The organism is Streptomyces sp. NPDC097595 (genome assembly GCF_044761525.1).
Classification (GTDB): Bacteria; Actinomycetota; Actinomycetes; order Streptomycetales; family Streptomycetaceae; genus Streptomyces; species Streptomyces drozdowiczii_A.
In genome coordinates this window covers 32,322-57,190 of record NZ_JBIWCN010000012.1, presented here as the reverse complement: position 1 = coordinate 57,190, position 24,869 = coordinate 32,322, and the positions used below count along the sequence as shown (strand labels likewise).

At 69.4% G+C, this 24,869-nt stretch carries 16 protein-coding genes and 1 pseudogene; 10 read left to right on the top strand and 7 right to left on the bottom strand.

Annotated elements, in window-relative coordinates:
• Window positions 1-532: 532 nt before the first annotated feature.
• Both ACIQZN_RS19775 and ACIQZN_RS19770 read left to right on the top strand, forming a co-directional pair.
• Complete coding sequence (locus ACIQZN_RS19775) at window positions 533-4,099, top strand: GH92 family glycosyl hydrolase (RefSeq protein ID WP_403995222.1); 3,567 nt, start codon at window positions 533-535, stop codon at window positions 4,097-4,099.
• A 206-nt stretch (window positions 4,100-4,305) separates the two neighbouring features.
• Window positions 4,306-6,570 (top strand): glycosyl hydrolase family 18 protein, encoded by a 2,265-nt coding sequence (locus ACIQZN_RS19770; RefSeq protein ID WP_403995219.1) that lies wholly within the window; start codon window positions 4,306-4,308, stop codon window positions 6,568-6,570.
• A 24-nt stretch (window positions 6,571-6,594) separates the two neighbouring features.
• Here the strand turns inward: ACIQZN_RS19770 and ACIQZN_RS19765 are convergent, their stop codons facing one another.
• Together ACIQZN_RS19765 and ACIQZN_RS19760 are read right to left on the bottom strand one after the other, a co-directional pair.
• On the bottom strand, window positions 6,595-7,239 hold the full coding sequence (locus ACIQZN_RS19765; RefSeq protein WP_403995215.1) for a histidine phosphatase family protein: 645 nt from the start codon (window positions 7,237-7,239) through the stop codon (window positions 6,595-6,597).
• A gap of 121 nt (window positions 7,240-7,360) precedes the next feature.
• Window positions 7,361-8,242: a LysR family transcriptional regulator gene (locus ACIQZN_RS19760; protein ID WP_403995638.1), complete on the bottom strand. Its 882-nt coding sequence runs from the start codon at window positions 8,240-8,242 to the stop codon at window positions 7,361-7,363.
• A 158-nt stretch (window positions 8,243-8,400) separates the two neighbouring features.
• Here ACIQZN_RS19760 and ACIQZN_RS19755 point away from each other — a divergent pair, with 158 nt between their 5' ends.
• Window positions 8,401-9,573 carry an alpha/beta hydrolase gene (locus tag ACIQZN_RS19755; RefSeq protein WP_403995212.1) on the top strand — a complete coding sequence of 391 codons (1,173 nt, stop codon included), beginning with the start codon at window positions 8,401-8,403 and terminating at the stop codon, window positions 9,571-9,573.
• Here ACIQZN_RS19755 and yicI read toward each other — a convergent pair.
• Window positions 9,542-11,803 carry an alpha-xylosidase gene (yicI, locus tag ACIQZN_RS19750; RefSeq protein WP_403995209.1) on the bottom strand — a complete coding sequence of 754 codons (2,262 nt, stop codon included), beginning with the start codon at window positions 11,801-11,803 and terminating at the stop codon, window positions 9,542-9,544. The two genes, ACIQZN_RS19755 and yicI, sit on opposite strands and share 32 nt — an antisense overlap.
• 268 nt (window positions 11,804-12,071) lie before the next feature.
• On the opposite strand from yicI, the gene ACIQZN_RS19745 reads away from it, so the two are divergent.
• Genes ACIQZN_RS19745 through ACIQZN_RS19730 form a run of 4 tightly spaced genes read left to right on the top strand, consistent with a single transcriptional unit; the run spans window position 12,072 to window position 16,518 of the window.
• On the top strand, window positions 12,072-13,301 hold the full coding sequence (locus tag ACIQZN_RS19745; protein ID WP_403995206.1) for an ABC transporter substrate-binding protein: 1,230 nt from the start codon (window positions 12,072-12,074) through the stop codon (window positions 13,299-13,301).
• 12 nt (window positions 13,302-13,313) lie between these two features.
• Window positions 13,314-14,270 carry a carbohydrate ABC transporter permease gene (locus tag ACIQZN_RS19740; RefSeq protein ID WP_403995203.1) on the top strand — a complete coding sequence of 319 codons (957 nt, stop codon included), beginning with the start codon at window positions 13,314-13,316 and terminating at the stop codon, window positions 14,268-14,270.
• A gap of 5 nt (window positions 14,271-14,275) precedes the next feature.
• Window positions 14,276-15,130, top strand: a complete 855-nt coding sequence (locus ACIQZN_RS19735) for a carbohydrate ABC transporter permease (protein ID WP_403995199.1) — start codon at window positions 14,276-14,278, stop codon at window positions 15,128-15,130.
• Between the two features lie 8 nt (window positions 15,131-15,138).
• The gene (locus ACIQZN_RS19730) at window positions 15,139-16,518 is read left to right on the top strand and encodes a GH1 family beta-glucosidase (protein ID WP_403995196.1); all 1,380 of its coding nucleotides are present in this window, start codon (window positions 15,139-15,141) and stop codon (window positions 16,516-16,518) included.
• A gap of 73 nt (window positions 16,519-16,591) precedes the next feature.
• Here the strand turns inward: ACIQZN_RS19730 and ACIQZN_RS19725 are convergent, their stop codons facing one another.
• Entirely contained in the window at window positions 16,592-16,852 is a 261-nt protein-coding gene (locus ACIQZN_RS19725; protein ID WP_073966161.1) for a GlsB/YeaQ/YmgE family stress response membrane protein, read from the bottom strand.
• Window positions 16,853-17,123: 271 nt separating this feature from the next.
• On the opposite strand from ACIQZN_RS19725, the gene ACIQZN_RS19720 reads away from it, so the two are divergent.
• On the top strand, window positions 17,124-17,960 hold the full coding sequence (locus tag ACIQZN_RS19720; RefSeq protein WP_403995193.1) for an FG-GAP-like repeat-containing protein: 837 nt from the start codon (window positions 17,124-17,126) through the stop codon (window positions 17,958-17,960).
• 168 nt (window positions 17,961-18,128) lie between these two features.
• A complete protein-coding gene (locus ACIQZN_RS19715) occupies window positions 18,129-18,998 on the top strand; it encodes an FG-GAP repeat domain-containing protein (RefSeq protein ID WP_403995635.1) in 870 nt (289 codons plus the stop codon).
• 88 nt (window positions 18,999-19,086) lie between these two features.
• On the opposite strand, the gene acnA is transcribed toward ACIQZN_RS19715, so the two are convergent.
• Window positions 19,087-21,801, bottom strand: coding sequence for an aconitate hydratase AcnA (gene acnA / locus ACIQZN_RS19710; protein WP_403995190.1), 2,715 nt, complete (start codon window positions 21,799-21,801; stop codon window positions 19,087-19,089).
• Between the two features lie 198 nt (window positions 21,802-21,999).
• Window positions 22,000-22,692: an MOSC domain-containing protein gene (locus tag ACIQZN_RS19705; protein WP_403995187.1), complete on the bottom strand. Its 693-nt coding sequence runs from the start codon at window positions 22,690-22,692 to the stop codon at window positions 22,000-22,002.
• A 148-nt stretch (window positions 22,693-22,840) separates the two neighbouring features.
• On the opposite strand from ACIQZN_RS19705, the gene ACIQZN_RS19700 reads away from it, so the two are divergent.
• Window positions 22,841-24,370, top strand: coding sequence for a UDP-N-acetylglucosamine 1-carboxyvinyltransferase (locus tag ACIQZN_RS19700; protein ID WP_018100749.1), 1,530 nt, complete (start codon window positions 22,841-22,843; stop codon window positions 24,368-24,370).
• 266 nt (window positions 24,371-24,636) lie between these two features.
• Here the strand turns inward: ACIQZN_RS19700 and ACIQZN_RS19695 are convergent.
• Window positions 24,637-24,804, bottom strand: a pseudogene (locus ACIQZN_RS19695) (IS630 family transposase); the annotation flags it as partial.
• Window positions 24,805-24,869 lie beyond the last annotated feature (65 nt).

The window sequence follows — 24,869 nt, the reverse complement described above, 5'->3', positions numbered from 1 at the left end:
AGTCCACTTGCCGCCAACTGAGCAAGATCGAAAGCAAGGTTGCATGGCAGTCTTTCCCGAGTTGAGACCTCGCGGATACCTCGACACTCCGGCCCCTCCTTCAGATGTAACGATTTCCGCATTCCGGTCGATTCGGCGGCGGGCCTCGATCCAACTCCCTTGACACCATCAGCCACTTGCCTCCCTACTTGTTCCTGCGCATCTTCTGACAACGTTGTCCAAGCGCACACTTCCCCGGGAGGAATGGCTCGGCATGCACCCCCGACACCGTTCTCGTACGAGACGAAGCAGCACGGCAGCGCTGATCGCGGCCTCTTTGGTCCTGGTCGTGACAGCCCCCACGGCGGCCGCCGCTCAATCGGCCGGGTCTGGCCCCGGAGGCCAAAGGCCCACGGGTGACCGGACGTTCAACACGTCCTTCGAAGAAGACGAAAAGCAGCCGGACTGGCGCAATTCCGTAGAAGAGGGCCCCGACGGAAAGAAGCGGTCATCGGGTGTCGATGGCGGATTCTCCTCCGGAATACCGGGCAATGTGACCGACCAGGTCACAGACGTCCGCGCCAGTGACGAGAACACCGGCGGCGGGGAGGTGAAGGAAAACCTCGTGGACGGCGAATCCGGTACGAAGTGGCTGTCGTTCGAGCCCACCGGCTGGCTGGAGTTCGACCTCGCCGCACCGGTCAAGGTCGTGACGTACGCGCTCACCTCCGCCGACGACCACGACGAGCGCGACCCCAAGGACTGGACGCTCCAGGGCTCCGAGGACGGCAAGACCTGGACGGACCTGGACACCCGGACGGGCCAGACCTTCAGCGAGCGCTTCCAGACCAAGTCGTACGACTTCGAGACGGACAAGGCGTACCAGCACTTCCGCCTGAACATCACCAAGAACAACGGCGCCACCGACGCCACCCAGCTCGCCGACGTCCAGTTCTCCGACGGCGACACCTCCGCCCCCGCGCCCTCCGACATGCGCACGCAGATCAGCAACGGCCCCTCCGGCTCCCCCACCGCCAAGGCCGGCGCGGGCTTCACCGGCAGGAAGGCGCTGCGGTACGCGGGCACCCACAAGGCGGACGGCCGGGCGTACTCGTACAACAAGGTCTTCGACGTCAACACGCGCGTCGACCGGGACACCGAGCTGTCCTACCTGGTCTACCCGCAGATGGGCGAGACGGACCTGTCCTACCCGGCCACGCACGTCGCGGTGGACCTGGCCTTCACGGACGGCACCTACCTGAGCGACCTGCACGCCACCGACACCAACGGCGGGCTGCTGACGCCGCAGGGCCAGGCGGACGCCAAGCGGCTCTACGTCAACCAGTGGAACAAGGTCGAGGCCGGCATCGGCTCGGTCGCCGCGGGGAAGACCGTCGACCGCATCCTGGTCGCGTACGACTCCCCCAAGGGCCCGGCCAAGTTCCAGGGCTGGATCGACGACCTGAAGATCGCGCCCGCGAAGCCGGAGAAGCGCAAGGCGCACCTCGCGGACTACGCCTCGACCATCCGGGGCACCAACTCCAGCGGCTCCTTCTCGCGCGGCAACAACTTCCCCGCGACGGCCGTCCCCAATGGGTTCAACTTCTGGACGCCGGTCACCAACGCCGGCTCGACCAGCTGGCTGTACGACTACGCGCGGGGCAACAACGAGGACAACCTCCCCACGCTCCAGGCGTTCGCCGCGAGCCACGAGCCCAGCCCCTGGATGGGTGACCGGCAGACCTTCCAGCTGATGCCGTCGGCGGCCTCCGGCACCCCGGACGCCTCCCGCACGGCCCGCGCGCTGCCGTTCAAGCACGAGAACGAGACCGCGCGGCCGCACTACTACGGCGTGACGTTCGAGAACGGCCTCAAGGCCGAGATGACGCCGACCGACCACGCGGCGCGGATGCGGTTCACGTATCCGGGCAAGGACGCGAGCATGGTCTTCGACAACGTCTCCAACGACGGCGGGCTCACCCTGGACCCGGCCACCAGCTCGTTCACCGGCTTCTCGGACGTGAAGAGCGGCGGCTCCACCGGGGCGACGCGGCTGTTCGTGTACGGCGTCTTCGACGCGCCGGTCACCGCGAGCGGCAAGCTCTCCGGCGGCGGCGGTGAGGACGTCACCGGCTACCTGCGCTTCGACGCGGGCAAGGACCGCACGGTGAACCTCCGCCTGGCGACCTCGCTGATCAGCATCGACCAGGCGAAGAAGAACCTGGCCGCCGAGATCCCCGCCTCGCGCTCCTTCGGCCGGGTCGAGGACAAGGCGCAGGACGCCTGGGACGACCTGCTCGGCAAGGTGGAGGTCGAGGGCGCCACCGCCGACCAGCTGACCACGCTGTACTCCAGCCTGTACCGGCTCTACCTCTACCCGAACTCGGGGTCGGAGAGGGTCGACGGCAAGGACAAGTACGCTTCCCCGTTCTCCCCGCAGGTCGGCTCGGACACCCCGACGCACACCGGCGCGAAGATCGTGGACGGCAAGGTGTACGTCAACAACGGCTTCTGGGACACCTACCGGACGACCTGGCCGGCGTACTCGCTGCTGACACCAAAGAAGGCCGGTGAGATGGTCGACGGCTTCGTCCAGCAGTACAAGGACGGCGGCTGGATCTCCCGCTGGTCGTCGCCGGGTTACGCGGACCTGATGACCGGGACCTCCTCGGACGTGGCGTTCGCCGACGCGTACGTCAAGGGCGTGGACTTCGACGCGAAGGCGGCGTACGACGCGGCCGTGAAGAACGCGACGGTCGTCCCGCCGTCCTCGGGCGTGGGCCGCAAGGGCATGGAGACGTCCCCGTTCAAGGGGTACGCCGACACCACGACCCACGAGGGCATGTCCTGGTCGATGGAGGGTTACGTCAACGACTACGGCATCGCGAAGATGGGCGAGGCGCTCTACAAGAAGACGCACGAGCAGCGCTACAAGGACGAGTCCGAGTACTTCATGAACCGGGCCCGCGACTACGTGGAGCTGTTCGACGACAAGGCCGGCTTCTTCCAGGGCAAGGACGCCAAGGGCGACTGGCGGCTGCCGTCCGGTCTGTACGACCCGCGCGTCTGGGGCTACGACTACACGGAGACCAACGGCTGGGGCTACGCCTTCACCGCTCCGCAGGACAGCAAGGGCCTGGCCAATCTGTACGGCGGCCGCGACGGGCTCGCCAAGAAGCTGGACACGTACTTCGCCACCCCGGAGACCGGCACCCCGGAGTTCGCGGGCAGTTACGGCGGCGTCATCCACGAGATGACGGAGGCCCGTGACGTACGGATGGGCCAGTACGGGCACAGCAACCAGGTCGCCCACCACGTCACGTACATGTACGACGCCGCCTCGCAGCCGTACAAGACGCAGGAGAAGGTCCGCGAGGTCCTGGGCCGCCTGTACACGGGCAGCGAGATCGGCCAGGGCTACCACGGCGACGAGGACAACGGCGAGCAGTCGGCCTGGTTCCTCTTCTCCTCGCTCGGCTTCTACCCGCTGGTGATGGGCAGTGGCGAGTACGCGATCGGCTCGCCGCTCTTCACCAAGGCGACGGTGCACCTGGAGAACGGCCGCACGCTGGTCGTGAAGGCGCCGAAGAACAGCGCGAAGAACATCTACGTCCAGGGCCTCAAGGTGAACGGCAAGAAGTGGACCTCCACCTCGCTGTCGCACGACCTGCTGGCCAAGGGCGGGACGCTGGACTTCGACATGGGCCCGAAGCCGTCCTCCTGGGGCACCGGCAAGGACGCCGCTCCGGTCTCCATCACCAAGGACGACCAGGTGCCGTCCCCGCGCAAGGACGTGCTGAAGGGCGAGGGCCCGCTGTTCGACGACACCTCGGCCACCACCGGCACCGCCGCCACGGTCGAGCTGCCCGTCCCGTCCGCCACGAAGGGCGTCCAGTACACGCTGACCTCGGCCGCCAAGGCGACGGCACCGAAGGGCTGGGTGCTCCAGGGCTCCTCGGACGGCAAGAGCTGGAAGGACCTCGACAAGCGGTCCGGCCAGTCCTTCGCCTGGGACAAGCAGACGCGGGCCTTCTCCGTGAAGTCCCCCGGCTCGTACGCGCACTACCGGCTGGTGTTCGACGGTGAGGCATCGCTCGCGGAGGTGGAGCTGATCGCCTGACCGAGCTGTCCGACACGACCGGGCGGGGCCTTCTGGTCCCGCCCGGTCGTGCTGCGTACAGCGGGTTCGGCCGAAATTGGTCTACACCAAGTTTCCCCCAAGTCCCGCCCCACGCTTGACCCGGCGCATTGGTCCAGTCCAATCTCCGCACAAGGCGGCCGCCTGACATGCACACATAAACCGCACCCGTACCCGGAGGTGGCACGATGTCCGCACGCCCAGCAGGCTCCCCGACCGCGCAGGTGCGCGGACCGGCGGCCCGCGCCCGGCGCAACGGAGCGCTGGCGGTCGCCGCCGTGCTCGTCGCCTCCGGGGCCGCCCTGGCCGCCGTCCCCGGGCACGCCGCCGCGGCCGACGCCGAACTCCTCACCAACACCGGCTTCGAGGCCGGCTCCCTGAGCGGCTGGACCTGTACGAACGGGGGCTCGGTCACCACCACCGCGCACAGCGGATCGGGCGGCCTGGCCGGCAACGCCACCGCCGCCGACACCGGACAGTGCGGCCAGACCGTGGCCGTGCGGCCCAACACCTCGTACACCCTGTCCGGGTGGGTGCAGGGCTCGTACGTCTACCTCGGCGCGACCGGCACCGGGGTGGACGCGAGCGCCTGGGCGCCCTCCGCGCCCTCCTGGCAGAAGCTGTCCACGACCTTCAAGACCGGCGCCAACACCACCTCGGTGACGGTCTACACGCACGGCTGGTACGGGCAGGGCGCCTACCACGCGGACGACCTCAGCCTCACGGGACCGGGCGGCTCCACGACCCCGCCCACCGACCCGCCGAAGGACCCGACCGATCCCCCCACGGACCCGACCGACCCGCCGACCGATCCGCCCACCGACCCCAACGGGCCCGCCGGTGACGGCAAGGTCACCACCCCCACGGGGCTGACCGCGTCGAAGGTCACCGGGAACGCCGCCGTGCTCACGTGGAAGGGGTCGACGACCTCCTCGCAGGACGGCGCCGTCGCCTCGTACAAGGTGTGGTCGGGCGGACAGCTGGTGGCGACCTCCATGGGCACCACCGTCGCCGTCAGCTCGCTGCTGCCGAACCACGCCTACACCTTCACCGTGCAGGGCTACCAGGGCTCGCACGCCTCGGCCCAGTCCACGGCGGTCACCGTGACGACCGGGGCGGCGCCCGCCGCGAAGCCGTACGCCTCCGCCTACTTCGACCAGTGGGGCATCTACGAGAACGCCTACTACCCGAAGCAGATCGGCACCAGCGGGGCCGCCGCCGGCCTTGACGTGGTCACCTACGCGTTCGAGAACATCCACCCCACGACCCACAAGTGCTTCGAGACGATCAAGGCGTCCGACGCGGGCAACGAGGACAACCCGAACGCCGGCGACGGTGCCGGTGACGCCTACGCCGACTACCAGGCCGACGTCTCGGCGGCGGACAGCGTGGACGGCACCGCCGACGTCTACGAGCAGCCGCTGAAGGGGAACTTCAACCAGCTGCGCGCGCTGAAGGCGAAGTACCCGAACCTGCGGTTCACCGTCTCGCTCGGCGGCTGGACCTACTCCAAGTACTTCTCCGACGCCGCCGCGACCGCCGCCTCGCGGAAGGCGTATGTCTCCTCCTGCATCGACATGTTCATGAAGGGCAACCTGCCGAAGAACGTCCAGGGCGATCCGTCCGGCGGCCCCGCGTCCGCCGCCGGCATCTTCGACGGGATCGACATCGACTGGGAGTACCCGGGCTCGTCCGGCGGTCACACCGGCAACCACTACTCCGCCGCCGACAAGGCCAACTTCACCCTGCTGCTCAAGGAGTTCCGCACGCAGCTCGACGCGTACGGGGCGACGGTCGGCAAGCGGTTCCTGCTCACCGCCGCGCTGCCCAGCGGCCAGGACAAGATCGCGTACCTGGAGACCGACCGGATCGGTGACTACCTGGACTACGCGGACGTCATGACGTACGACATGCACGGCGCCTGGGACGCCACCGGCCCCACCAACCACCAGGACCCGCTGCACGACAGCCCCGCCGACCCGACGACGCCGATCGCGCCCGGCACCGCCAAGTACAACCTGGACACCGCCGTCACCGCCTACACCGTCGGGCTCCCCGACTACGGCATCCCGGGCGGTTTCCCCGCCTCCAAGCTGGTGCTCGGCGTGCCGTTCTACTGGCGCGGCTGGACCGGCGTCCCGGCCGGTGACGACTACGGGCTCTATCAGGCGGCCACCGGCCCCACGCCCGCCAAGCAGCTCAGCCAGGAGGCGGGGCTCGCCGCCTGGAAGGAGCTGAACGCCACGGAGGCGCAGACCCATTGGGACCCGGTCACCGAGAGCTCCTGGATCTACGACGGCACGAACTTCTGGACCGGTGACACCCCCCGCGCCATCCAGGCACGGGCGGACTACGCCAGGAGCAAGGGCCTGGCCGGCATGTTCGCCTTCTCGCTGGAGAACGACGACGCGTCGGGCACCCTGCTCAACGCGATGACCGACGGCCTGCGGTGAGGCCGCCGGGCCGGGCCGCCGGGGTCACGTCCGCTCCGGTGTCTCCGGGACCGCCGCCGGGAACAGGCTCTCCGGCAGGGTGACGTTCCACGCGGTGATGACCGGGTTGCCGTGTTCCCGGCCCAGCCGGGACACGGCGCCGGTGGCCAGCTGGAAGAGGGTCCCCTCGGCCGGGGTCAGCCGCAGGTAGCGGGCGGTCAGGACGCGCAGGAAGTGCGAGTGGGCGACGAGCACGATGTCCTCGTCACCGGCGCGTCCGGCCGCCTCCGCCACCTCGGCCAGCACCCGGTCGGCCCGGGCCCCGACCTCGGCCGGGGTCTCGCCGGGGTGGGCCTCGGGGCCGGCGCCGACCCCGTCGGTCCAGAGGTTCCAGTCGGGCCGGGTGCGGCGGATCTCGTCCGTGGTGATGCCCTCGTAGCCGCCGTAGTCCCACTCGCGCAGCTCCGGAGTGATGCGGGGCGCGGCGAGCCCGGCGAGTTCGGCGGTGCGCCGGGCCCGGACCAGCGGGCTGACCAGGGTGAGGGCGATGCGCCGGTCGGCGAGCAGGGGGGCCAGGGCGCGGGCCTGACGCTCACCGAGGGGGGTCAAGGGCAGATCGGTGTAACTGGTGTGGCGCCCGTTGCGGGACCACTCCGTCTCGCCGTGCCGGATCAGGATCAGCTCGCCCATGTGAAGGCCATCCGCTCTCAGTGCTGTTACCGCTCGCGTTCACGTTCCGTACAGACGCTAACCCGCCGGTCCACGATCGCATTCCGGCCGGGGCGGTGCGGGCGGGCGCGCCCGTGAGAGGTCAGTCCCTGAGCCGTCCGGCGTCGGCCGATGCCTCGGCGAACGCGCGGATCAGCGGGGTCTCCGCCGCCGTGCGCCAGACCAGGGCCCAGCGGCAGGGCGGCGCGTCGCGGATGGGGACGTAGGCCAGGCTCGGCCAGGCGTAGAAGTCCGGCGTCTCGGCCGGGACGGCGGCGGTGGCCTGGCCCGAGGCGACGACGCTGAGTGCCTCCTGCCAGGTGGTGACCCGGGGGCCCCTGCGGACCGGGCGGCCGGAGGGGGTGCGCCGGGGGTTGAGGACCTCCTCCATGGCGGCGGGGATCGAGCCGCCCTCGACCACGGCGCAGTCGCCGAAGTCCTCCAGGCAGACGGACTCCCGCTCGGCGAAGGGGTGCCCGGCGGAGACCATCAGGAGCAGTGCGGAGGTGTGCGCGGTCGGCCGGACAATCAGTCCGGGTCCGTCGACGGGCAGCCATACGTAGACCATGTCCACGTCGCCCGACAGGAGCAGGTCGAGCGGTGAGGCGGGCTGGATCTCGCGGTGCCGGACGCGGGCGTCGGGGTGGCGGGCCTGGAAGAGTTCGAGGGTGTCCTTGATCTGGAGGGCGTACGGGCCCATGGTGCCGAGGGTCAGGGTGCCCCTGGTGCCCCGGGCGGTGGCCTTGGCGGCCTCGATGCCCTGGGTGATCTGTTCGTGGCCGCGCTTCAGCGCCTCGTACAGCTGCTCCCCGAGGGGCGAGAGGCGCACGGTGCGGGTGGTGCGGTCGAAGAGGGGGCCGCCGATGAGGCGTTCCTGTTTCTTGACCAGCTGGCTGACCCGGCCGGGGCTGACGCCCAGCCGCTCGGCGGTGCGGCTGAAGTGCAGCTCCTCCGCGAGCGTCAGGAATATCTCGATCTCCCGCATTTCCACGCCCGGCCCCCCGGATTCTTTAGTCCAGAGTCAAAAGACGTTACCAGTCACGTCGTTGATGCCTCGCGGGCGTGAGGGAAGACTGGTGGGCGCCGCCCTCGACCTGGGGTGCGCGCGAGTGGGCAGGCCCGGCTGCCGTTCCAGGAGGTGCCGTGCCTGTCGGATATCTGATACCCGTGCTCATCGTCGCGATCGGCACCTGGTGTGCGCTGCGGCCGGTGCCGTTCGAGCACCCGCTGGGCCGCCCCAGCTACATTTTCGGGCTGGCCGCCAACGAGCTGCCGTTCGCCGCGTTCTTCTGGATGCTGTTCGTGCCGACGGCGATGGCCTTCGCCCAGGACGACGTCATGGAGTCACCGGGCGCCTGGGGCATCGTCGCGCTGGCCGCCGTGACCGCCGCCGGGCTCGCGGTGGTCGCCCACCGCGCGTGGGGTGACCGGGACCGGATCGAGCGCGCGATGGCCGAGGGGCTGGGCAAGGGGTGGCGCGCCGAGATCGACGCGGACCTCGCCGAGGGGCTGCGGCACCGGCCCCCGTGGCTCCGCGTCCTGTTCGTGCCGATCCTCAAGCGCCGTGCGGACGTGCGGCGCGTGGCCGACCTGTCGTACGGGGATGCGGGGCGCCGCAATCTGCTCGACGTGTACCACCACCGGGCCCGCCCGCAGGGTGCGCCTGTGCTGATCCACATGCACGGCGGCGGCTACACCGGCGGCCACAAGAACAGCCAGTCGCTGCCGCTCCTGTACCGGCTGGCGAGCCGGGGTTGGGTGACCATCAGCGCCAACTACCGGCTGAAGCCGCAGGTCCGGCACCCCGAGCACCTGATCGACCTGAAGCGGGTCATCGCCTGGGCCCGGGAGCACGCCCACGAGTACGGTGCCGACCCCTCGACCCTGTTCGTGTCGGGCAGTTCGGCGGGCGGCCACATGGGCTCGATCGCCGCGCTGACCCCGAACGACCCCGCGTACCAGCCGGGCTTCGAGGGCGCCGACACCTCGGTCAGCGGGGTCGTCGTGCTGAACGGCTTCCTGGGCGGCTACTGGCACCAGGGCCCCGAGTCGTCCCCGCTGGGCCATGCCCGGCCGGACGCGCCGCCCCTGCTGATCGTCCACGGCGACCTGGACCCGCTGGTGCCGGTGGCCGATATCCGCGAGGTGGCCGCGGGACTCCACGACGCGTCCGAGAGCCCGGTGGTCTACGCCGAACTGCGCGGCGGGCACCACGCCTTCGACCTGTACCACTCGCTCCGGTTCGACGCGGTGGTGGACGCGGTCGAGGCGTTCACCGCCTGGGTCAGATCGCGGGAGCGCTCGCCCCGCCCGTGACGTCCACCGCCTCGTACGGCCGGTCCGTGTCGGCCGTGACCCGCAGCGTGCCGGCCTCGCGGATCACCTCGTACGTGGCGGCGGGCTCGCCGGTGAGTCCGGGGACGGTGACCGTGCGGCGGAGGTCGCCGGTCCCCTCGGCGGCGTACACGCGCAGCTGGAGGTTCTCCGTCCACTCGCCGTCCGGCCGGGAGGGGTCCGCGCCGACCGGGAGGACCGCGCCGGGGCGGACCAGCAGCGGGAGGCTGTCGAAGCCGTGGGTGTCCCGGTGCCAGGCCGGGCCGGTGACCGTCTCGCCGGTGAGCAGGTGGGTCCAGGTGCCTTCGGGGACGTAGTACTCCACCTCGCCGTCCTCGCTGAAGACCGGGGCGACCAGGAGGTCGGGGCCGAGCATGTACTGCCGGTCGGCGGTGCGGGCGGCCGGGTCGTCCGGGAATTCCAGGAGCATCGGGCGCATGACGGGGACGCCGGTGCGGTGGGCCTCGACGGCGGCACCGTACAGGTAGGGCATGAGGCGGTGCTTGAGCTCCGTGAAGCGCCGGGCGACCGCGACCGCCTCGTCGCCGAACTCCCACGGGACGCGGTAGGACGAGGAGCCGTGCAGCCTGCTGTGCGAGGAGAGCAGGCCGAAGGCGAGCCAGCGCTTGAAGACCGCCGGGTCCGGGGTGCCCTCGAAGCCGCCGATGTCATGGCTCCAGAAGCCGAAGCCGGAGAGGGAGAGCGACAGGCCGCCGCGCAGCGACTCCGCCATCGCCTCGAAGGAGGACCAGCAGTCGCCGCCCCAGTGCACGGGGAACTGCTGGCCGCCGGCGGTGGCGGAGCGGGCGAAGAGGACGGCCTCGCCCTGGCCGCGCTCCTTCTCCAGGAGCTCGAAGACGGCCTTGTTGTACAGGTGCGTGTAGTAGTTGTGCATGCGCTCCGGGTCGGAGCCGTCGTGCCAGACGACGTCGGTGGGGATGCGCTCGCCGAAGTCCGTCTTGAAGCCGTCGACGCCCTGGCCGATGAGGGTGCGCAGCTTGCCCTGGAACCAGGCGGTGGCCTCCGGGTTGGTGAAGTCCACGAGGGCCATGCCGGCCTGCCACTTGTCCCACTGCCAGACATCGCCCTCGCGGGTGCGGACGAAGTAGCCCCGGGCCGCGCCCTCCGCGTACAGGGGGCTCTTCTGCGCGATGTACGGGTTGATCCAGACGCAGATCCGCAGGCCCCTGGCCTTGAGGCGGGCGAGCATGCCCTCCGGGTCGGGGAAGACGGCCGGATCCCACTCGAAGTCGCACCACTGGTACTCGCGCATCCAGAAGCAGTCGAAGTGGAAGACGGAGAGCGGGATGCCCCGTTCGGCCATGCCGTCCACGAATGAGGTGACGGTCGCCTCGTCGTACGCGGTGGTGAACGAGGTGGTCAGCCAGAGCCCGAAGGACCAGGCCGGGGGCAGCGCCGGGCGGCCGGTCAGCGCGGTGTAGCGGGCCAGCACCTCCTTGGGGGTGGGTCCGGCGACCACGAAGTACTCCAGCGTCTGGTCCTCGACGCTGAACTGCACCTGGCCGACCGCCTCGGAGCCGACCTCGAAGGACACCTTGCCGGGGTGGTTGACGAAGACGCCGTAGCCGCGCGAGGAGAGGTAGAACGGGACGTTCTTGTACGCCTGCTCGCTGCTGGTCCCCCCGTCCGCCTGCCACATGTCGACCGCCTGGCCGTTCTTCACGTACGGGGTGAACCGCTCGCCGAGCCCGTGGATCGTCTCGCCGACGCCCAGCGCGAGCTGCGCGACCATGTGGTGCGCGCCGTCGCCGGTGGTGGCGAAGGCGGTCCCCTTGCGCCCGGCGGCGGTCAGGAGGCGCCCGTCCGCGTCCGCGTCCGCGTCCCGGAACTCCAGGCCGAAGCCGTCGGCGGGGAGCCGGAGGGTGAGCGGGCCGCTGGTCAGCTCGGCGGCCCCGCCGTCCTCGCGGGTGGCGGCGGAGGGGTCGCCGATGGCGCCGGGCAGGGCGAAGTCGGGGCCCGGGTGGCGCTTGCCCGCGAGGTGGGTGACGCGGACGCCGATGACGCCTTCGGCGGGGGCGTACGCCTCCACGGTGATCAGCGGGGCGTTCAGGGTGTCCCCGCGCCGTGTCACGCGCTGGACCGCCGCGTAGGCGGTGAGGCGGTCGGCGTCGAGGCGGAGGTCGCGGAGTTCGGTGGCGTACGAGGCGTGGACACCGTCTCGCATCTGCCAGAAGCCGTCGGTGAACTTCATGGGGGGTCCGTTCCTGTGGTTCCTGATTTTGATCGTACACAAAACAAATATTTTTCGAAGCGCTTCGATTCAGCGGTCGGAGCCTATGGATCCGCCGGAACAAGGGCCCGAACACCCCGCGGGAGCGGCCATGTTGCCCCTGTGTGACCTGTGCGTCACCAGGACGGTCTAGAAACGGGCGCCCCTATGACGTATTAGTACTGGCAGCAAACAAATCGGTCGGGCGGCAGCGCAGCCGCCCGGGCCCTTGCCGACAAGAGGCAGCTGAATGTCGAACCGCTTCACCCCACGGGTCGCCGTCCCGCTCACCGTCGTCTCCGCGCTGATCGGCGGTGCGGTCCTGTCGGGCTGCGGCCAGCAGCGGGACCCGGACGTCTACACCGTTCTGAACTCCTCCACCGACGAGTCGTACCACCGCTGGGACGCCCAGACGCTGGCCCGGTGCGGCAAGGAGCTGGGGGTGACCATCGAGCAGCAGAGCGTCCCGGCCTCGCAGGTGATGACCAAGGCACTGCGGATGGCGTCCTCGAAGTCGCTGCCCGACGTGCTCCAGCTGGACGCCTCCGAGATGCCGACGTTCGCCGACGCGGGCGGGCTGATCCCGCTGAAGGACCTGGGGCTGACCACGCGGGACATCCCCGAGGGGATCGTGGACTTCGGCTCGTACGAGGGGACGTACTACGGGGCCGCGCGCACGGTGAACACGCTGGCGCTCTTCTACAACAAGGACACCCTCGACCGGGCCGGCCTGAAGGTGCCCACCACCTGGGCCGAGATGCGCGAGACCGCGAAGAAGCTGACTCAGGGCAAGCGGTACGGACTGGCGCTCAGCGCGGGCGGCGCGGAGGACGGCGTCTTCCAGTTCACGCCCTTCATGTGGTCCAACGGCGGCGACGAGACGAAGCTCGACAGCGCCGAGGTGGCCGGGGCGCTGGACTACTGGAAGAGCCTTCTCAAGGACGGCTCGCTGTCCAAGTCCACGGTCAACTGGACCCAGGCCGACGTGAACGACCAGTTCATGGCGGGCAACGCGGCGATGATGATCAACGGCCCCTGGCAGGTGGAGACCCTGAACTCCAAGAAGGGGCTGAACTGGGGCATCGCCGAGATCCCGGTCCCGAAGGCCGGCGACGACTCGGTGGGCCCGCTGGGCGGCGGCGTACTGACCGTGCCCAACACCGGTGACGAGAAGCGCGAGAAGATGTCCGCGAAGATCATCGGCTGCATGTCCGGCGAGCAGGAGCAGATCACCTACGCGCTGAACAGCTGGATGGTCCCGGCCAACGAGAAGGCCGCCGCCGAGTGGCGCCGGAAGGTGCCGGAGCTGGACGCCCTGGCCGACCAGGTCGCCACGGCCCGTTCGCGTACCGCAAAGCTCGGCGCGCGGTGGTCGTCCGTCTCCCTCGCGCTCCAGAGCGCGTTCCAGTCCGCCCTGACCGGCGAGTCGAGCGAGGCCGCCCTCACCCGCGCCCAGAAGCGCGCGACGAGCGGGAACTGAGGTATCCGAACCATGTCGACCCCCACCGCCGCCCCGGCTCTCGTGACCGCGAAGTCCACGAAGACCGCGAAGCCGCCGAACCCCGCCCGTGTCCGGCGCCGCAGGCGGCTCTCCCAGTGGGGCTTCATCGCCCCCGCCGTGATCTTCATGGCGCTGTTCTTCGGCTACCCGCTCGTCCGGAACATCGTGATGAGCTTCCAGGACTACTCGCCGTCCACCTTCTTCACGGGCGAGTCCCCGTTCAACGGGACGGACAACTGGAGCAAGGTCTTCAACGACGAGCTCTTCGGCAAGGCCCTGTGGCATACCGTCCTGTTCACGATCGGCTCGCTGATCGGACAGTTCTGCATCGGCCTCGGCCTCGCCGTCTTCTTCAACCGCCGCTTCCCGCTGAACGGCGTGCTGCGGTCGCTCATCCTGCTGCCATGGCTGGTCCCGATGGTCGTCTCGGGCGTCGTCTGGCGGCGCATCCTCGACCAGGACACCGGTGTCCTCAACTCCTTCCTCGGCACGATCGGCCTCGGCGGCGACACCCCGTGGCTGACCAGTACGGGCATGGCGCTGGTCTCGGTGATCCTGGTGAACATCTGGATCGGCATCCCGTTCAACATGGTGATCCTCTACGGGGGACTCCAGGAGGTCCCCAAGGAGCTGTACGAGGCGGCCTCGCTGGACGGCGCCTCCGCCTGGCGGACGTTCCGCTCGATCACGCTGCCGATGCTGCGGCCGGTGATCACCGTGGTCCTGGTGCTCGGCTTCATGTCGACGGTGAAGATCCTCGACCTGATCCTGGCGCTCACGGACGGCGGACCCGCCGACTCCACCCAGACCCTCGGCACTCTCACGTACCAGAACTCCTTCGTCCAGCTGGACTTCGGGGCCGGTGCCGTGGTCGGCAACATCCTGATCCTGATCTCCGCCGTCTTCGCGGTGTTCTATCTGCGGGCCAACCGCAACGAGGGGAAGTGACCGGCATGGCGAGCACCGTGCGTACCCCCGCCGCGTCCACGCGGGCCACCGGCCGGCCCGGGCGGCGCTGGGGCGCCACCGTCTTCGGCGTCCTGGTGCTGTGCGTGATGCTGTTCCCGCTGTACTGGATGGTGAACACCGCGTTGCAGCCCGAGTCCGGGCTGCTTGAGGTCGACCCCGTCCCGCACGGCCTGGACCTGTCGGGCTTCCGCTCGGCACTCACCGACCAGGGCGGCAATCTGCTGACCTCGCTCGCGGTGGCGCTCGGCGCGGTCGTCATCTGCCTGGCGGTCTCGGCGCCCGCCGCGTACGGGCTGGCGCAGTTCAGGCTGCGCGGCACCCGGACGATCGTCTTCTCCACGCTGATCACGCAGATGGTGCCGGGCATCGTCATCGCCAACGCCCTGTACAGCGCGTACGTGGATCTCGGCCTGGTCAACTCGTACGCCGGTCTGATGCTGGCCGACGCCTCGCTCGGGATACCGTTCGCCATCGTGCTGATGCGGTCGTTCATGGTGGCGATCCCGCGCGAGGTCATCGAGGCCGCCGAGGTCGACGGGGCCGGGCGCTTCCGGACGTTCGTGCGGGTCGTGCTGCCGATGAGCCGCAACTCGCTGATCACGGCCGGACTGTTCTCGTTCCTGTACGCGTGGAGCGACTTCATGTTCGCGCTGACGCTGAACACCACGGACGACGTGAAGCCGATCACGCTGGGCATCTACCAGTACATCGGCGCCCATGTCGGCGACTGGGGCTCGGTGATGGCCGCTTCCGTACTGTCGGCGGTGCCGGCGGCGGTGCTGCTCGTCCTGTCCCAGAAGTACATCGCCGCCGGGATCACCGGTGGCTCGGTCAAGTAGGGGTATCCATGAGTGAGTTCCCGGCCTTCCCGCCCGGTTTCGTCTTCGGCGCGGCCACCGCCTCGTACCAGATCGAAGGGGCCGCGCGGGAGGACGGACGCGGCCCGTCCATCTGGGACACCTACAGCCACACGCCCGGGAAGACGGACGGCGGCGACACGGGTGACGTGGCCTGCGACCACTACCACCGCTACCGGGAGGACGTGGCGCTGCTGCGGGAGCTGGGCGTCGGCTCGTACCGCTTCTCGATCGCCTGGTCGCGCATCCTGCCGGAGGGCTCCGGCGCGGTGAACCCGAAGGGGCTCGACTTCTACTCCCGGCTGGTGGACGAGCTCCTGGAGGCGGGCATAGAGCCGGCCGCCACCCTCTACCACTGGGACCTGCCGCAGGCCCTGGAGGACCGGGGCGGCTGGCGGGTACGGGAGACGGCCGAGCGGTTCGGCGAGTACACGGAGATCGTGGCGGAGCACCTGGCCGACCGGGTGCCGCGCTGGATCACCCTCAACGAGCCGTGGTGCAGCGCCTTCCTCGGCTACTCCGTGGGCCGGCACGCGCCCGGCGCGAAGGAGGGGCGCGGTGCCCTGGCCGCCGCGCACCACCTGCTCGTCGGCCACGGCCTCGCGATGAAGGCGCTCCGGGCCGCGGGGGTCCGCGAGGCGGGCATCACGCTGAACCTGGACCGCAATGTCCCGGCCGCCCCGACGGACGCCGACCGGGCCGCGGTGGTCCGCGCCGACACCCAGCACAACCTGGTGTGGACGGACCCGATCCTCGTGGGCCGCTACCCGGCCACCGAGGAGGACACCTGGGGTGAGCTGATCACCGGGCAGGACTTCCGGCGCGAGGGCGACCTCGACCTGATCTCCCAGCCCCTGGACTTCCTGGGCATCAACTACTACCGCCCGATCGTGGTGGCCGACGCCCCGCACCGCGAGCCGGACCCCGCGCTGCGGGTCGCCACGGACAACCGGTACGCCGAGGGGCAGTACCCGGACGTGCGGCGGACGGCGATGGGCTGGCCGGTGGTGCCGGAGTCCTTCACCGACCTGCTGACCGCGCTGAAGGACACCTACGGCGACGCGCTGCCGCCGGTGCACATCACGGAGAACGGCTCGGCGGAGCACGACGCGGTGGAGCCGGACGGTGCGGTGCGGGACGCGGACCGGGTGGAATACCTGCGTACGCATCTGGCGGCGCTGCGGTCCGCGATGGACGCGGGCGTCGATGTGCGGGGCTACTACGTGTGGTCGCTGCTGGACAACTTCGAGTGGGCGCTCGGGTACGCGAAGCGGTTCGGCATCATCCGGGTCGACTACGACACCCTGGAGCGCACCCCGAAGGACAGCTACCGCTGGTATCAGGCGCTGATCGCGGCGCACCGGGCCTGACGACGACATGGCGAACGCCCTGCCTCGCCGCTTCTCGCGGCGGGGCAGGGCGTTCGTCGTACGCGCGGGGGGGTCAGGCGCGTCGTCGGGCCCACATCGGGCTGATGAAGGCGATGAGCACGGCGGCCACACCGATCTGGAAGATGTGGCGGATCCAGTCGATGCCCCCGGTGTCACGCACACCGAAGGCGGTGGCGAGGGCGTTGCCGGCGATGGCGCCGACGATACCGAGCAGGACGGTCAGCCACAGGGGAATGGGCTGACGGCCGGGAACGACCAGCTTGGCCAGCAGGCCGATGATGAGTCCCGCGATGATGGCCCAGAGAAATGACACGACAACTCCTCTTCTACCGCTGTCCGACTGGTTTCGGGAAGCTGACTTCCGCGTGCCCGGCATGCACCGGTGTACGCATGCCGCCGCGCACAAAGGACGGCTGGAGCCCTTGGGGTGTCCGCATACCGGGGCGAAGGCGATGTGTTGGCCTCATTTCGACAAACCCTTGGAGACGTGAGGGAGTCGTGAAAGGATCACCCTCAAATTCCGTGGCGTGTCCCCGTATCCCGCGGCGCGTCACGCCTCGTCCCACCATCCATGGAGAACACACGTGGCCAAGATCTCTGGCCGTCGGCTCGCCGCCGCCGCGATAACCGCGGCCCTGGTCGTCACCGGCGCTGCCGCCGCCTCCGCCTCCGCCGCCGAGGTCGGCGACGCGCCCATGTTCGGCCTTTACGGCCTCGACGGCTCGGGCAACGCGTACACCTACGTGCCGCAGGGTGACGGCACCCTCTCGGCGCGCGTCCAGTTCGAAACCGGCATGACGGGCCTCAAGTTCGTCGGCCTGGTGGACAACGACGCGGACAACCTGGCGGACGGCCGCTGGCAGCTCGGCACCTCGGGCAACATTTGGTATTACGAGGGCAACTCCCCCGCCAAGAAGGTCGGTTACGGCTGGGACACCTACAACACCGTCGTCTCCGTCGGCCAGTTCGGCGGCGCCGAGGGCGGCGACCTGCTCGCCCGCGACAACAAGGGCGACGTCTACCTGTACCTGGGTTACGGCGACGGTACGGTCACCAAGCGCCTGAAGGTCGGCTACGGCTGGGACATCTACAGCCAGATCGCGGGCAACGGCGACCTGGACGGCGACGGCAAGGGCGACCTCGTCGCGCGCGACAAGTCGGGCGTCCTGTGGCTGTACAAGGGCACCGGCGACCAGAAGGCCCCGTACGCCAAGCGCACCAAGATCGGCAGCGGCTGGAACCAGTACAACACCCTCTTCGCCGCCGGTGACCTGAACATGGACGGCCGGACCGACCTGGTCGCCCGCAACGCCAAGGGTGAGCTGTACCTGTACGCGGGCACCGGCAACGGAGCCGCCCCGTACAAGGCGAAGGCCCTCATCGGGACCTCGGGCTGGAACACGTACCGCCTCTTCTTCTGAGCGGTCACCGTCACAGCGGTTACACACTCATGACGAAACGTGAAGGTTTCACGAACGAAATCGTGACACGATTTCCGTGAATCGGTGGCCCGTCGCCAACGTGCGGCGGGCCACTCCCACTTCACGATCCATGGAGTACTTGTGGCCAAAACCACTGGCCGGCACCACATGCGCATCGCCGCTCGCGCGGCAGCCGCGGCGCTCACCGCCGCCCTCGTCGCCACCGGCACCTCCGCCGTGGCCGCCGACGCCCCGCAGCCTTCGCTCGGCGCCTCGGCCGACCAGCCGGCAGCGGCTGCTGCCGCCGCCAACCCGCACTTCTCGCTCTACGCGGTCAACTCCGCGGGCCTCGCGTACGCGTACGGCCCGAACGGCAAGGGCGGGCTCACCGCCCGCGAGCAGTACGGCGAGGGCTGGACCACCGTCACCGCGATGATGCAGGTCGACCACCAGAACGACGGTGACAGCGACGGTCTTTGGTTCCGTGAGAGCAACGGAGACCTGGGCTGGCTGCCGTTCGGCTCGTCGGCCGTCAAGGTCGGCTACGGCTACAACACCTACAGCAAGCTCGTCTCCCCCGGCCAGATCGGCGGAGGCGCCGGTGGTGACATCCTCGCCGTCGACACCAAGGGCGACCTGTACGTCTACCTCGGCTACGGCAACGGCAAGGTCACCAAGCGCATCAAGGCCGGTTACGGCTGGAACATCTACAGCGAGATCGCCGGCAACGGCGACCTGAACGGCGACGGCAAGAACGACGTCGTCGCGCGCGACAAGTCGGGCGTCCTGTGGCTGTACAAGGGCACCGGCAACCAGAACGCGCCGTTCGCCAAGCGCACCGAGATCGGCAGCGGCTGGAACCAGTACAACCGCCTGGTCTCCACGGGTGACATCGACCTGGACGGCAAGACCGACCTGATCGCCCGCAAGGGCGGCGCGCTGTACCTGTACAGCGGCACCGGCAACGCCGCGGCCCCGTACAAGGCCAAGAAGCAGATCGGCACGAGCGGCTGGGACGGCTACAAGTTCCTGTTCTGATCCGCACGGCAGTGCTTCTCGGAGCATGAGAGAGGGCCGCACCCCCGTCGCCGGGGGTGCGGCCCTCTCGCCGTACTGCGGCTGATCCCTACTTGCGGATCAGGCTGCGGAGCACGTACTGCAGGATGCCGCCGTTGCGGTAGTAGTCCGCCTCACCGGGGGTGTCGATGCGGACGACGCCGTCGAACTCCACACCGGTGTCGGTGGTGACCTTGACCGTGCGCGGGGTCGTGCCGTCGTTCAGCTCGGTGACGCCGGTGACCGAGAAGGTCTCCTCGCCGGTGAGGCCCAGGGTCGCGGCGGTCTGGCCCTCGGGGAACTGGAGCGGCAGGACGCCCATGCCGATGAGGTTCGAGCGGTGGATGCGCTCGTACGACTCGGCGACGACGGCCTTGACGCCGAGGAGCGCGGTGCCCTTGGCCGCCCAGTCGCGGGACGAGCCGGAGCCGTACTCCTTGCCCGCCAGGATGACGAGCGGGGTGCCGGCGGCCTGGTAGTTCTGCGAGGCGTCGTAGATGAACGACACCGGACCGTCGGCCTGGGTGAAGTCGCGGGTGAAGCCGCCCTCCGTGCCCGGCGCGATCTGGTTGCGCAGGCGGATGTTGGCGAACGTGCCGCGGATCATGACCTCGTGGTTGCCACGGCGCGAGCCGTAGGAGTTGAAGTCACGGCGCTCGATGCCGTGCTCTGTGAGGTACTGACCGGCCGGGGTGTCGGCCTTGATCGCACCGGCCGGGGAGATGTGGTCGGTGGTGACCGAGTCGCCCAGCTTGGCGAGGACCCGGGCGCCGGTGATGTCCTCGACCGGCGAGGTCTCCATGGTCATGCCCTCGAAGTACGGGGGCTTGCGCACGTAGGTGGACTCGGAGTCCCACTCGAAGGTGTTGCCGGTCGGGATGGACAGCGCCTGCCACTGGGCGTCGCCCGCGAAGACGTCCTGGTAGGACTTGTTGAACATGTCCTCGCCGATGGCGTTCGCCACGACGTCGTTGACCTCGGCCTCGGAGGGCCAGATGTCTTCCAGGTGGACGGGCTTGCCGTCCTGGTCGACGCCGAGCGCGTCCTTGGTGATGTCCACCTTCATCGAACCGGCGAGGGCGTACGCGACGACCAGCGGCGGGGAGGCCAGGTAGTTCATCTTGACGTCGGGGTTGATCCGGCCCTCGAAGTTGCGGTTGCCGGAGAGCACCGAGGTCACGGCCAGGTCGTGCTCGTTGACCGCCTTGGAGACCTCCTCCGGCAGCGGGCCGGAGTTGCCGATGCAGGTGGTGCAGCCGTAGCCGACGAGGTTGAAGCCGACCTTGTCGAGGTACGGGGTCAGGCCCGCCTTGTCGAAGTAGTCGGTGACGACCTTGGAGCCCGGGGCGAGGGTGGTCTTGACCCACGGCTTGCGGGTCAGGCCCTTCTCGACCGCCTTCTTCGCCACGAGCGCCGCGGCGACCATGACGTACGGGTTCGAGGTGTTGGTGCAGGAGGTGATCGCGGCGACGGTCACGGCGCCGTGGTCCAGCTCGTACGTGGTGCCGTCGGGGGCGGTGACGGTGACCGGGTTCGAAGGGACGCCGTTGGCGGCGGCCGGCGAGTCCGAGGCCGGGAAGGACTCCTTGCCCGCCTCCTCGTCGTCGTCGACGTAGTTGCGGACGTCCTGGGCGAACTGGGCCTTGGCGTTGGCGAGGACGATGCGGTCCTGCGGGCGCTTCGGGCCGGCGATGGACGGGACGACCGTGGAGAGGTCGAGCTCCAGCTTCTCGGAGAAGTCGGGCTCGGCGGCCGGGTCCAGCCAGAGGCCCTGCTCCTTGGCGTACGCCTCGACGAGGGCGACCTGCTGGGCCTCGCGGCCGGTCAGGCGCAGGTAGTTGAGGGTCTCGTCGTCGATCGGGAAGATCGCGGCGGTGGAGCCGAACTCCGGCGACATGTTGCCGATGGTGGCGCGGTTGGCGAGCGAGGTGGCGGCCACACCCTCACCGTAGAACTCCACGAACTTGCCGACGACGCCGTGCTTGCGGAGCATCTCGGTGATGGTCAGCACGAGGTCGGTGGCGGTGGTGCCGGCCGGGAGCTCGCCGGTCAGCTTGAAGCCGACGACGCGCGGGATGAGCATGGAGACCGGCTGGCCGAGCATCGCGGCCTCGGCCTCGATGCCGCCGACGCCCCAGCCCAGCACGCCGAGGCCGTTGACCATGGTGGTGTGCGAGTCGGTGCCGACGAGGGTGTCGGGGTACGCCTGGCCGTTGCGGACCATGACCGTACGGGCCAGGTGCTCGATGTTGACCTGGTGGACGATGCCGGTGCCCGGCGGGACGACCTTGAACTCGCTGAACGCGGTCTGGCCCCAGCGCAGGAACTGGTAGCGCTCCTTGTTGCGGCCGTACTCCAGCTCGACGTTCTGGCCGAAGGCGTCCTTCGTGCCGAACTTGTCGGCGATGACGGAGTGGTCGATGACCAGCTCGGCCGGGGCGAGCGGGTTGATGCGCTCCGGGTCGCCGCCGAGCTCCTTGACGGCCTCACGCATGGTCGCGAGGTCCACGACGCAGGGCACACCGGTGAAGTCCTGCATGATCACGCGGGCCGGCGTGAACTGGATCTCCTGGCTGGGCTGGGCCTGGGAGTCCCAGCCGCCGAGCGCGCGGATGTGGTCGGCGGTGATGTTCGCGCCGTCCTCCGTGCGGAGCAGGTTCTCCAGCAGCACCTTCAGGCTGTAAGGGAGGCGCGCGGAGCCCTCGACCTTGTCCAGCTTGAAGATCTCGTACGACTCGTCGCCCACGCGCAGCGTGCTGCGGGCGTCGAAGCTGTTCGCCGACACGACAGTCTCCTTCATCAATGTGCGCGTAACTCCGCGCCGCGCCTCACCACGGCGGGCGCCGCGTGGTGCCGCCTCGGACCACCGGGCCATCCGCTAAGGTAAGGCTTAGTTAGGTAACCCTTACCGTGGGCGGCTCGCTGTGCGCCTTCGGCATATATCTCGATGTCGAGATAACTCTAGTACATGACCGCGGAAGGGTCATGTCCGGGCGCCCCGATCGGGGCGCGTGGCGTCCATGCGGCGGCGGACCGCCTCCTTCGTCTCGTCGGGCAGCGCGTCGGCGACGAGGAGGCGCGGCAGCAGCTCCGGTTCCAGGGTCGTGGCCCGGAACTCCAGCGCGACGGTCACCTCGTGCGCGGGCCGGTGCACGATCTCCAGGCGGTCGCCGGAGCGGATCTCGCCGGGCTCGATCACCCGGAGGTACGCGCCGGGCAGGGCCGCCCGCGTGAACCGCTTGATCCAGCCGTCCCGCTCCAGCCAGCCCTGGAAGGTCCCGCACGGGATCCGCGCGCACGACACCTCCAGGACGACGTCCGGCCCGATCCGCCAGCGCTCCCCGATCAGGGCGCCGTTGACGTCCACGCCGAGGGTGGTCAGGTTCTCGCCGAACACCCCGTTGGCGAGCGGCCGGCCGAGCTCGGCCTCCCAGCCGTCCAGGTCCTCGCGCGCGTAGGCGTAGACGGCCTGGTCGGTGCCGCCGTGGTGCTTCACGTCGTAGACGCGGTCACCGGCGAGGCCGACGGCGCCGGTGCCCTTGGGTCCGGGGGCGGTCACCGCGACCGGCCCGTCGACGGGCCGCTTGTCGATGCCGGTCTCGCTGATCCCCTTCCAGGGGTTGGGGCGGGGACGGCCGATGTTGACGGAGAGCACGTGCGTGCCGCGGGAATCCATGGGGCGGGACCCTATGAGGGGCGGGGCCGGGACGCGAGGGGGTTTCGACCACCGCCCTTCACTCCCCCGCCCCCTCCGGCACACCGCTCTCACCCGAACGGCACACCCCCACGCGAGTGCAATCTCATATCTGAGATAGCCTTTCGGCATGTCAGATGACTACCTCGTACGTATCGGCAAGCTCATCCGTGACGCCCGTCAGCACCGGGGCTGGACACAGAGCCAGCTCGCCGAGGCGCTAGGCACCAGCCAGAGCGCGGTGAACCGCATCGAGCGCGGCAATCAAAACATCAGCCTTGAGATGATCGCCCGTATCGGTGAAGCACTCGACAGCGAAATCGTCTCGCTCGGCTACGCCGGTCCCATGCATCTGCGCGTGGTCGGCGGCCGCCGCCTCTCCGGCGCGATCGACGTCAAAACCAGCAAGAACGCCTGCGTGGCTCTGCTGTGCGCGTCGCTGCTCAACAAGGGCCGTACGGTGCTGCGCCGCGTGGCCCGTATCGAGGAGGTCTACCGCCTCCTCGAAGTGCTCAACTCCATCGGCGTGCGCGCCCGCTGGATCAACGACGGCACCGACCTGGAGATCGTGCCGCCGGCCCGGCTGGACATGGACGCGATCGACGCGGACGCCGCCCGCCGCACGCGCTCCATCATCATGTTCCTCGGCCCGCTGCTGCACCGCATGGACGCGTTCAAGCTGCCGTACGCGGGCGGCTGCGACCTCGGTACGCGGACGATCGAGCCGCACATGATCGCGCTGCGCCGCTTCGGCCTGGACATCGCCGCGACCGAGGGCATCTACCACGCCCGGGTGGACCACTCCGTCACGCCCGGCCGCCCGATCGTGCTGACCGAGCGCGGTGACACGGTGACCGAGAACGCCCTGCTGGCCGCCGCCCGCCACGACGGCACCACGGTCATCCGGAATGCCTCCTCCAACTACATGGTCCAGGACCTGTGCTTCTTCCTGGAGGCACTGGGCGTACGCGTGGACGGCGTCGGTACGACGACCCTCACGGTGCACGGTGTGCCCGAGATCGACGTGGACGTGGACTACTCGCCGTCCGAGGACCCGGTCGAGGCGATGAGCCTGCTGGCCGCCGCCGTCGTCACGGAGTCCGAGCTGACGATCCGCCGGGTGCCCATCGAGTTCCTGGAGATCGAGCTCGCGGTCCTGGAGGAGATGGGCGTCGACTGCGACCGCACCGCGGAGTACGCGGCGGACAACGGCCGCACCCGGCTGGTCGACCTGACGGTCCGCCCCTCCAAGCTGGAGGCGCCGATCGACAAGATCCACCCGATGCCGTTCCCCGGCCTCAACATCGACAACGTCCCCTTCTTCGCGGCCATCGCGGCCTCGGCGCACGGCCAGACCCTGATCCACGACTGGGTCTACGACAACCGCGCCATCTACCTCACCGACCTCAACCGCCTGGGCGGCCGCCTCCAACTCCTGGACCCCCACCGCGTCCTGGTCGAGGGCCCCACCCGCTGGCGCGCCGCCGAAATGATGTGCCCCCCGGCCCTACGCCCCGCGGTGGTCGTCCTCCTCGCCATGATGGCGGCGGAAGGCACGTCGGTGCTGCGCAACGTGTACGTGATCAACCGCGGCTACGAGGAGCTCGCGGAGCGGCTGAACTCGGTGGGGGCGCAGATCGAGATCTTCCGGGACATCTGAGGGGCGGGGTGTTGTGCCCCTTGAGGGCAAGGGGCACGACACCCCAATATGCGAGCTGACCTGCGAATACTTACCTTCACACCCCTTCGACGATCACCGTTGCTTTTCAGCACCTTGTGCAACGCATGTGCAAGATGATCTTGCACGGTTGACGGTATGTCAGGAAAACCTGAGCGCCAGTCAGCCTTTACGGAGAGTTGTCGCCGAAGTGGCCTCGCAACATTCGATGTCGGCCGTGTCACGCCGACTGCGTCTGGTCGACCATCCACGTCGAATGCGGCGGACTGGCTGGTAATGCCGTACCGCAGGTAGTCGTGGGTGCGGCGCTCAGGCATCCCCGGCAGCACGGGCTGCGATCGTCCCAGGCATTGCACCTGGGACTTCTCGTCGACACGGAGCACCACCGCACGCTCGGGCGGATTGCGGTGGCGGCCTTCGGCGTGACCCGTCTACGACAGGAAAGATTCCAGTTTCTAGTTCTCCCGCTGCCTCGATGACT

Excerpts from the sequence above, each read along its gene's own strand:
- ACIQZN_RS19765 (WP_403995215.1), bottom strand. The coding sequence starts at position 7,239 with ATGGGCGAGCTGATCCTGATCCGGCACGGCGAGACGGAGTGGTCCCGC.
- ACIQZN_RS19740 (WP_403995203.1), top strand. The coding sequence starts at position 13,314 with ATGTCGACCCCCACCGCCGCCCCGGCTCTCGTGACCGCGAAGTCCACG.
- ACIQZN_RS19770 (WP_403995219.1), top strand. The coding sequence starts at position 4,306 with ATGTCCGCACGCCCAGCAGGCTCCCCGACCGCGCAGGTGCGCGGACCG.
- ACIQZN_RS19730 (WP_403995196.1), top strand. The coding sequence starts at position 15,139 with ATGAGTGAGTTCCCGGCCTTCCCGCCCGGTTTCGTCTTCGGCGCGGCC.
- ACIQZN_RS19760 (WP_403995638.1), bottom strand. The coding sequence starts at position 8,242 with ATGCGGGAGATCGAGATATTCCTGACGCTCGCGGAGGAGCTGCACTTC.
- ACIQZN_RS19735 (WP_403995199.1), top strand. The coding sequence starts at position 14,276 with ATGGCGAGCACCGTGCGTACCCCCGCCGCGTCCACGCGGGCCACCGGC.
- ACIQZN_RS19705 (WP_403995187.1), bottom strand. The coding sequence starts at position 22,692 with ATGGATTCCCGCGGCACGCACGTGCTCTCCGTCAACATCGGCCGTCCC.
- ACIQZN_RS19700 (WP_018100749.1), top strand. The coding sequence starts at position 22,841 with ATGTCAGATGACTACCTCGTACGTATCGGCAAGCTCATCCGTGACGCC.
- ACIQZN_RS19745 (WP_403995206.1), top strand. The coding sequence starts at position 12,072 with ATGTCGAACCGCTTCACCCCACGGGTCGCCGTCCCGCTCACCGTCGTC.
- ACIQZN_RS19715 (WP_403995635.1), top strand. The coding sequence starts at position 18,129 with ATGCGCATCGCCGCTCGCGCGGCAGCCGCGGCGCTCACCGCCGCCCTC.
- yicI (WP_403995209.1), bottom strand. The coding sequence starts at position 11,803 with ATGAAGTTCACCGACGGCTTCTGGCAGATGCGAGACGGTGTCCACGCC.